Genomic DNA, 8,963 nt, shown 5'->3' with positions numbered 1-8,963 from the left:
TGGGGTTGCCTTACCTGTAACTGCTGTACCTTGGGCATCCTTCACAGCTTGAACGTTCGTTGGTTGAGCGCTTGCTTGGTTAGCTTTGTCCTTGATGGCATTCATTGCTTTATCAATGGCTTCCTTCGCTGCGTCCACATCTGCTTGGCTTGCGGTTGGATTATTCTTAACAGTTTCACCGTTCTTGATTGCGTTATCCAAAGCTCGCTTGTCATCATCGACAGCGTTCTTGTAGTTATTATCCTTTTGGAAATCTTTGCCATCCTTGATAGCTTCTTCCAAATTAGTCTTGTCAATATCTATAACAATATTGAATTCGGCTTTAGAAGTTAAACCTGTACTATCTGTCGCTGTCATCTTAACGGTGTACAGCTCTTTTCCTTGCATTTGACCAGCCGGAATAATTTCTAATTCTTTATTAATAGTCGCACCCGTTGCATCATCCATGTAATCAGACACAGCCATTAAACCTTCTCTTATATCGGAAAGTTTTTCTTTATTAATGCTGTAGTATTCTACCTTATTTTCTTCATCATGATGTAGTTCACCTAGGTTCATATTCTTTGCAGTTGATTCAACATTAATAAGTGGCGCAGCATTAACGGGAACTAAAACAAATTTAATTGATTTAGTTCCCCAGACGTCTTGGGCGTAACCCACTTTATTAACTTCACGGTCAGTAGCTACTAAGTAACCCTTCTTAATATCTGCACCTGTGTAGTAATTTACGTTATTTTCATTAGGTAATTTAATTTCTGTTCCTGGATAATAAACTTTACGTGATTCATTATCTTCTGGAATTGTCAAGGTAGCCGTAGTGGTTTTTCCCGCATATTTATTAGGATTTAAGTCTATCGTAAAGTCACCATTTCTGTTCTTATCAACGATATCTAAAACCATCGCTTGGTTACCATTAGCGTAGTAGAAACGGCTTCGGTTTCTTTTATCTTGAGACCATGTTATACCATTAACAGTATCAGTTAGACCATTTTCAGCTGAACGCTTGTCGTTACCCCAAATAACCTGGTTAGGGTTAACTTCAGGTTGAACATAGAGTAAACTAAGAATATCATTCAGTTCAAACCTTGTTGTATCCCCAGCTGCTAGACGATATACTAAGGTCTTACCGTCATCAGATAATGCAAAACCCGGGTCATTAGGCCGTGAACTTAGTTGATCTTGTGTCCAACCAATTTTGTAGTGATCGTCAACTAAATTAGCAAAGTGGCCGTCCCCACTAGAATACTCTGGCGTTGACGTTTTCCTATCTGGAACATCGTAACTCCGGTGAGGATTTGTTTGATTTTCTGCCGGAACTGCAGCGCGATCTTCAGCATCGCCTGTTGTTACTGCCTTGCTTTCAGCTAACATATCAGCTGAAACCGCATTATTTTGCGCAAAATCAGCAACATTAAATGTTGTTGTTTGTGCTTCAGCATTAGATGATTCCGTTGCTGTTGCATCGTCAGCAGATGCCGTTGTTTCTTCTTGTTGTGCTTGTGTACTAACAACAGAAGTCGTTTCCCCTTCTTCTGTTGCACTTGCCTTAACTGGTGTAGATACCTCTGTTGTTTGAGCTTGGTTTACTTCATCTGCAGAAGCAGTTGCCGCTAAAGCACCTAAACCAAACGTTACCCCAATTAACACTGAAGCTACACCAACGTTTAATTTTCTAATTGAATACTTGAACTTGTTTTTGTTCATTTTTTCATCATATAAACGAGTATTGTTTTTCGAAACCATTAAACTTCCCCCTATTTAAACTTCTTAAAATATTTCATTCGATATTTTGATTATACAGACTTCCCAATTAACTTCAACTTGCTAATTTTTGTGTATATACATCAAAAAAAGGGGGGGTTATTTAATACTTTAACTTTATATTTTTTTTACTTTCTTTTAAAATTACTTAAAAAATGCCACTTTTTTTAAAATTTGCACAACATAAATTTCCAAAAAAAATCAATACAATATTTTCATCCCAAAACATGGATATACATTATTTTGAAATAAATTATTTTTCGCTAATCTTTTTCTAATCTTAATGCCATTTAAAATAACGAGATTCTATAGTTTCAAGCTTTATCAAGCTTATCCTTTCAGCTACATAACAACTGATTAATTACTATAAATAACTTTATTTTTTTATTCAGTTTCCCAACTAGCTTCTTGCTCAACAAAAAATCCCCCCTAATAGTTTTAGGGAGAATTTTTTAAATTTGAGGTGTCATAATCTTTTCTAACCACCATAAACCTAGTAATAACAATAGGGTTAACGCTACCGTTAAGAACGTTCCCACCAATAAAATATTAATGTCCTGCATTTGTAAACCTGTAAATAGAACCTGCCCCAGACCACCAGCCGAGATAGTCGCCGCAATGGTCGCGGAACCCATGGTCGCTGCTAAGGCTACCCGCAAGCCAGAAAAAATCGCCGGAACTAATAACGGTAACTGAATCTTAGTAAAAATTTGTCCCGTAGTCATCCCCAACCCTCGGGCTGCCTCCACTAAACTTGGATCGATTTCTTCTAACCCCGTTACCAACGTCCGTAACAAAATATACTCGCTGTATAACGTCAGCACGACGATTGCTGTTGGCATCCCTAGACCTAGGAAAGGAATCAAGAGAGCGAAGAAAGCATAGCTCGGTACCGCATAAAGGACAGAAAAAAAGTAAACCAATTTTGTCATTACCTGCGGATGCTTCAGCCCCCATGAAATGAGACTTAATGCGATAAACAGCGCCATAACTAAGGCTGGCACAACCAAGATTAACTGTTGCCCTGTATAGGTTAACAATTCCGCATAGTTTTCTATAAAGTAAGCTTTCATTCTAAGCCCTCCCACATTTTCTGTTCCGCCTTAACTGTCGCCATTAAATTTTGTACAAAAGGTGTAGGAGGATTTTGGATAATCTTTTGAGGCTTGTCAAAGGCTTCAATTTTCCCTTCATGCATAATCATCACCCGGTCGCCTAAATAAAAAGCCTCGGCAATATCATGCGTTACAAGTAAAAAGGTCTTTTGCCCCAGTGATTGATGGATGGTTTTAAGTTGTTTTTGTAATTCTAAACGCGTCAAAGCATCAATGGCTCCAAACGGCTCATCAAAAAGGACAAATTCAGGATTGGCGGCCAAGGCCCGTGCCACGCCGACGCGCTGTTGTTGTCCCCCAGAAAGCTGGCGGGGATAACGTTTTTGGTATTTTTCTGGATCGAGTTGCACCAATTCGAGCAGTTCTTTTACTCGTTGCTCAATTTTTGGCGATGACCACTTGAGCAACTTAGGTACGGTCGCAATATTTTCAGCTACTGTCATATGAGGAAACAACCCGATTGACTGCACAACATACCCCATTTGTCGCCGTAGAGCAATCAAATCTAGGGCTTGACTGTCTTGACCCTTCAACAAAATCTTCCCTTGCGTTGGTTCTATTAAGTGGTTGATTAACTTTAAAGTCGTCGTCTTCCCAGACCCCGATGACCCGAGAATTGTGATAAATTCCCCTTCTCGCACAGTAAATGACAAGTCGGGCAAAATCACTTGTGAACCATATTTCTTTACCACATGCTGAAACTCTAAAACTGTTTGCTTAGCTACCATTTTTCAACCTTCCAATCACATAATCAAAAGCAACCATCGCTAAAAGCGATAGTAACGCCACTGAGACACCACCAATTAACAAGAGATCCAGCCGATAAAGTCCTAAGCCCGTGAAAATCAGCGTTCCCAGTCCCCCAGCACCAATATAGGTTGCCAGCGTGGCTGAAGCCATGATTTCCACTAAAGCAAGTTTTATCCCATTTAGAATATAAGGCAAAGCTAGAGGAAACTTGACTTGCCAAAATAATTGATGAGCATCCATCCCTAAACCAGTGCCAACTTCTAGTATTTGCGGTGATACTTCCCGGAAACCTAGCAAGGTATTAATTAGCAAAGGCGGTAAGGCCAAAACGAACAAGGCCGTTATAGCCGGTAACGTTCCAACCCCCATAATCGGAATTAAGATGAACAATAGTGCCAAACTTGGAATGATACGTAAGGCCTGTGCAAAGCTCGTCGCAACTTTAGCAATCACAGGGATTTCACTGCCTAAATAACCTAAGGGTAACGCACATAGACTTGCTAGTAACAAAGTTGTCAAACTCAAAGTCAAATGTTGACCAACGGCCTGAAGATACTGGTCACTATCAGTGGCAAAATACTGGATAATGTCGGTAAACATCGCTACCGCCCCCTAATCAAAATTAGCTTGATACCATTTCTTGGCAACACTCTTGTAACTGTGCTTATCTAGATCCACTTGTTTATTTAATTTAATCAATGTCTTAGTCGTTAACTTACGGTCAACTTGATTAATAGTTTTCACCAACTTAGGATTTTGCTTGGCAACCTTAGTCGTAACAATCGGCATCAAATTATATGGTGGCCAGAAATTTTTGTCATCTTTTAAGACCACATATTTCTTCGAGGCTAACTGACCCTCTGTAGTGTAGGCTGGGGTCGCATCGGCTTTGCTTTGACTTAAAATTTGGTACTTTAAAGCATTGTCATAAACCTTATTGGATTTGAACTTGAAATCACCATATTTCTTGGCTAAACCTGCTAGACCGTCTGTCCGCTTATCAAATTCACCTTGTGAAGCAAAACGAATCTTCTCCGCATGACGCTGTAAGTCAGAAATCGTGCGAATACCATACTTCTTGGCCACACTGGCCCGCATAGCAATCCCTTGACCATCATTACCGGGCGCATATGGTAAAGCTGTTAGTCCTTGCTTGGCTAAACCGGCCTTAGCTTTTTGGTAAGCTTGGTCTGGATCAGTAGTCATTTTTCCTTTCAGAATAGTTAGCAGCGCTGTCCCCGTATATTCTGGATAAAGGTCAATTTGCCCTTTTTTAATTGCAGTTGGAATCACAGAAGAAGAAATACTTTGCTTACGACTTACCTTAAAGCCTTCTTTTTCTAGCGCCAGCGCATAGATTTCACTAACTACTTGACTCTCTGTAAAATTCTTCGCACCAACTACCACAGATGCGGCACTTACACTACTAGCTACTGTAGTCAAAGTACATAGTACCACCACGAACATTACACTTAACTTTAAAAATTTATTTTTCATTTTTTTCACCCTTTTTCTTTAACTAGTTGCGCTTTTAAATTAGCATGGTACTTTCGTGTTAGAGCTAATAGTTGCGCCTGTTCGGCCTCTGTTAGTTTCGTAAAAGCCTCGGACTCGTAGTGATTTAACGGCGCAATTATCTCTGTCGCCAATTTTTGCCCTTGTGCCGTTAACTGCAAGTATTTTTGGCGTTTATCAGCTAACAATGGTAAAAGTTCTAAATACCCCTGCGCCCGCCAATTTTTGATGGTGGCATTTACCACCTGCTTCGTTGAATAAGTCTTCGCTGCTAAAAGTTTCTGGGTAACTGCTTGACCGGTTACTTGCGGGTAAGTAGCCAGCCATAATAACATTTGCAAAGACTTACCCTTTAATCCATGTTGACGAGCATAATTTTCATAAAGCGCATCTCGCTCCTCTAAAATCCGTAAGTATGTGTGAAAATCCTTAACTGCCATTATTTTAATCCTCATTTCTAATAATAACCTTACCAAAAGCTTGCGAACTTTCTAAAAATTTATGAGCTTCTTGGATTTGTTCTAAGCTAAAGACTCGCTGTGGACTCACATCTACTTGATACTTGGCGATATAATCTAGCAACTTCTGCCATCCTTGTGAAGAAACATTACCAGAATAAAAGGTTGTCAGATAGACGTTATTGCGTAAAGCTTCCGTAGGGTCAAACTCCTTGAGGTACCACTGTCCCCCTAGAAGTCCCGTAGCACAAATAATTCCCCCCATATCTAAATGCTTCAATGAGTCCTTGATAACTTTTGGTCCCACTAATTCCAGAATTTTGGTAAACGTCGCTTCCGTCTGCAAGCATCCTGCCTTATCCAAAATAACCTGGTCATAGCCCACAGCCAATAATTGCTCTTTTTTAGCTAAATTTCGGACGGATGCTACCACCACTAGTTCAGGATAGCGGGCTTTGACAAGTTTTACAAAGGCTACCCCCACACCTGAAGCGGCCGCCCTTACTAAAATACGGTCACCCGCTTGAAGTTGCAACTGTAACATTGAGCCATAGGCGGTAAAGTAAGTTTCTGGGATAGCGGCCAAATTTTCCCAACTCAAATCTGTGGCAATGGGAAAAATTTGCTCGTTAGTCACTAGAACATATTGGGCATAAGATCCATCAAACTGACGCCCCATTTCTCCCATGGTTGTGAGTACTTTTTGCCCGTATGGTAATCTTTCAGTATCACTACTTGCAAAAATCTCCCCTACACACTCTATCCCTAGGATTCGTGGAAAAGTAACCTGCGGTGAAAAGCCTTGCCGGGTGAAAATTTCAGAGCGATTAATTCCAAAAGCCCTAATTTTAATCACTGACCAACCAGGCTTTACTTGCGGAATGAGACGCTCTTCAAGTCGCAATACCTCTGGTCCTCCGGCATGATGCACGACAATCGCTTTCAAAAAACTCCCTCCTTTGATAGTCAAATATTTTTACCATTTAATCTTACTAATCTTTTGAAATAAAGTCAAATATTTTGACTAATTTTAAAAATAAATAAATACCGCTTCTCCATAGAAAAGCGGCAACAATTGTTTATAAGTCAACCACGTAAAGAGGCTTTTGGCCGTTAAGGAAACGGCGAATATCTTCCAAACTCTGCATTACCATGTTACGCACAGCGGTTTGCGTGTAGTAGGCTGAGTGCGGGGTAACAATTGCATTAGGCATTTTAGCTAGACGTTGGTAGTCAGCAGGAAGTTGGGCGGGGTCTTCAATCACCTTCCAGAAGAACTCACTTTCACTAGATAAAACATCCAAGCCCACACCACCTAAATGACCAGATTCCAAAGCCGCAATCATCGCCTCCGTATCAACCAAGCCCCCTCGTGCTTGGTTAATGAAAATGGTACCAGGCTTCATCAGCGCAAATTCCTTCGCACCTAACATTTCCCGGGTACTATCGTCTAATGGCGTATGAATTGTGATAATATCAGCTTCTTTCAAGACCGTTTCTAAATCAGTGTATGTCAAGTAGGGTTCATAATTGGCACGATAAATCGGATCATAGCCCAGCACTCTGGCCCCTAAAGCACTGTAAAGTTGCGCCGAGGCCGAACCAATATTACCAACTCCAATAACCCCCACCGTTTTAGTATAAATTTCCTCGCTCATTAATGATTCCGGTAAAGTGAAATCACCACGACGTTCGCGGTCTTGAAGGACGGAGATTTTCCGTAGTAAGTTAAGCGCCACCGCCAAACCATTTTCAGCAATTGCTCGTGGTGAGTAAGCAGGAACATTGGACACTGTCGTAATGCCATGCGCATGAGCCTTGTCAAAATCAACGATATTGTAACCTACAATTCGTAAAGCAAGGTGTTTGATACCAAAGGCAGATAATTGCTGATAAACTTCTTCATCTAAGCTTTCGACTTGCTTAGTAGAAACTCCATCAAAGCCAGCCGCCAAAGCAACAGTTTCTTTGGTCAAAGGTTCTGTCACTAACTTAATTTCATCCTGGTGTTGGTCTTGCCAAGCTTGTACATGGCGTCGTTCATCATCAGAAACTCCATACATTATCACTTTCATTAAAGTCGCCCCCTAAATTAAAATATAATGAAATATTAATTATAATAATACTTGATTTAAATTGTAAAATCAAGACCATTTCTTGATAACTACTCTAGACATGTTGTGCATATTCTAATATACTGGAAGAAATAATAATTATGTGAGGTAAACATGGCAAAGAAAAAAATTAATGCAAAAAAACTTTTGCATCAAAAGCAATCTCAGGCAAGAAAAGCTCAACCCATTCGACGTCAGCATGATGCTTTCACCCCGATGAACCACATTTCTGATGAGCAATTCGTCAAAGATTCAATCACTATGTTAAAAAATGTCAAACAAGCAGATGACAAGCGAAGTATTGCCAATTTCCCTGCTGAACTCCTGGCATCACGCAAGGCGACTGCTCGTTACTTACAAGGATATTTCTTAACAGATGCACGTCTGCAAGCTCAACCATTAAGTGGGCTAAAAAACTACATCTCTGAGCACATCGTTATTCGTGGTTTGGTAAGTGACTATGATGCAGAAAAGGAAGAACTTCTCATCCAAAACCCGATTCTTTTAGCTCATTCAAAACAAGAACAAGGAGCATGGAATTACCTTCCAGAACCATTACACTTGGCTAATTGTTTCTCATTACCACTCAAAGATATTTATTCAGCTTCAAATGGAGTGCGGGTAAGCATTGGGGACTACATCATGTTAGATGCCCTAATTCGTGAAGACGAATCACTAACCTCGGTTGCAATAATTGATAGTGGTTTAATTGTCACAACTCGTCAAGGCTTTGAAACCGCTGATAATATCGACGGGAGTTTCCCTCGGAAACACGATTATCTCTTTGAATTCAAGGACTTACCTAATGGTGATTGGGGCTTAGTTTTAAATCAAGCCGGCATCGATCTTTGGTCTCGACTAAGTGAACGTCAACCCGAAGATTATTCAACTAATCTAGCTATTTTTAGCTAAAACGTAGCATCAATATAAAAAGGAGAAGTGAGTCAATCCAACTACTCACTTCTCCTTTTGTATATCCGGTTAACAACTTCTAAATCCAATCCGAGTCGTTACCCAATTATAAGTATGTCTAAACAACTATAATTTTATTATACATTATTCATCATTTCCTGGTCAACTGTTCTCAACCCTGGGATAGTCAAAACTTACCAGTAATTGGACAACATTTTGGCAATTTATAGCAAACAAAAAGCCCGTTAAAACGGGCTTTTTGTTAATAACGATTTTAAAAAATACCGGCGATCGGGGTCGAACCGATACGTCCTCAACGGACACTGGATTTTGAGTCC

The 8,963-nt window shown here is 40.1% G+C and carries 9 protein-coding genes; 1 reads left to right on the top strand and 8 read right to left on the bottom strand.

Translation table 11 applies throughout. The features are described from left to right. The 8 genes from FC36_RS06890 to FC36_RS06855 form a co-directional block, all read right to left on the bottom strand. Positions 1-1,743: YSIRK-type signal peptide-containing protein (locus FC36_RS06890; protein ID WP_156409538.1), on the bottom strand; the 1,743-nt coding region annotated here is incomplete at its 3' end. Positions 1,744-2,213: 470 nt separating this feature from the next. Then, a complete protein-coding gene (locus FC36_RS06885) occupies positions 2,214-2,834 on the bottom strand; it encodes an ABC transporter permease (protein ID WP_025021480.1) in 621 nt (206 codons plus the stop codon). Further along, positions 2,831-3,604: an ABC transporter ATP-binding protein gene (locus FC36_RS06880; protein ID WP_023858641.1), complete on the bottom strand. Its 774-nt coding sequence runs from the start codon at positions 3,602-3,604 to the stop codon at positions 2,831-2,833. Before FC36_RS06880 ends, FC36_RS06885 begins: the two co-directional genes overlap by 4 nt. Beyond that, on the bottom strand, positions 3,594-4,226 hold the full coding sequence (locus FC36_RS06875; RefSeq protein ID WP_056986798.1) for an ABC transporter permease: 633 nt from the start codon (positions 4,224-4,226) through the stop codon (positions 3,594-3,596). The genes FC36_RS06880 and FC36_RS06875 overlap by 11 nt, the downstream gene beginning before the upstream one ends. A gap of 12 nt (positions 4,227-4,238) precedes the next feature. After that, a complete protein-coding gene (locus FC36_RS06870; protein WP_025021481.1) occupies positions 4,239-5,123 on the bottom strand; it encodes a glycine betaine ABC transporter substrate-binding protein in 885 nt (294 codons plus the stop codon). A gap of 5 nt (positions 5,124-5,128) precedes the next feature. Further along, positions 5,129-5,581 (bottom strand): MarR family winged helix-turn-helix transcriptional regulator, encoded by a 453-nt coding sequence (locus FC36_RS06865; RefSeq protein ID WP_025021482.1) that lies wholly within the window; start codon positions 5,579-5,581, stop codon positions 5,129-5,131. Positions 5,582-5,585: 4 nt separating this feature from the next. Then, on the bottom strand, positions 5,586-6,545 hold the full coding sequence (locus tag FC36_RS06860) for a zinc-binding dehydrogenase (RefSeq protein WP_025021483.1): 960 nt from the start codon (positions 6,543-6,545) through the stop codon (positions 5,586-5,588). Between the two features lie 133 nt (positions 6,546-6,678). Further along, positions 6,679-7,674 carry a D-2-hydroxyacid dehydrogenase gene (locus FC36_RS06855; protein ID WP_025021484.1) on the bottom strand — a complete coding sequence of 332 codons (996 nt, stop codon included), beginning with the start codon at positions 7,672-7,674 and terminating at the stop codon, positions 6,679-6,681. A 153-nt stretch (positions 7,675-7,827) separates the two neighbouring features. Here FC36_RS06855 and FC36_RS06850 point away from each other — a divergent pair, with 153 nt between their 5' ends. Next, positions 7,828-8,625, top strand: a complete 798-nt coding sequence (locus FC36_RS06850) for a hypothetical protein (RefSeq protein ID WP_025021593.1) — start codon at positions 7,828-7,830, stop codon at positions 8,623-8,625. The last annotated feature ends 338 nt before the right edge of the window (positions 8,626-8,963 follow it).

Source organism: Ligilactobacillus equi DSM 15833 = JCM 10991, from assembly GCF_001435735.1.
Classification (GTDB): Bacteria; Bacillota; Bacilli; order Lactobacillales; family Lactobacillaceae; genus Ligilactobacillus; species Ligilactobacillus equi.
This window is presented reverse-complemented; position numbering and strand designations above follow the sequence as displayed.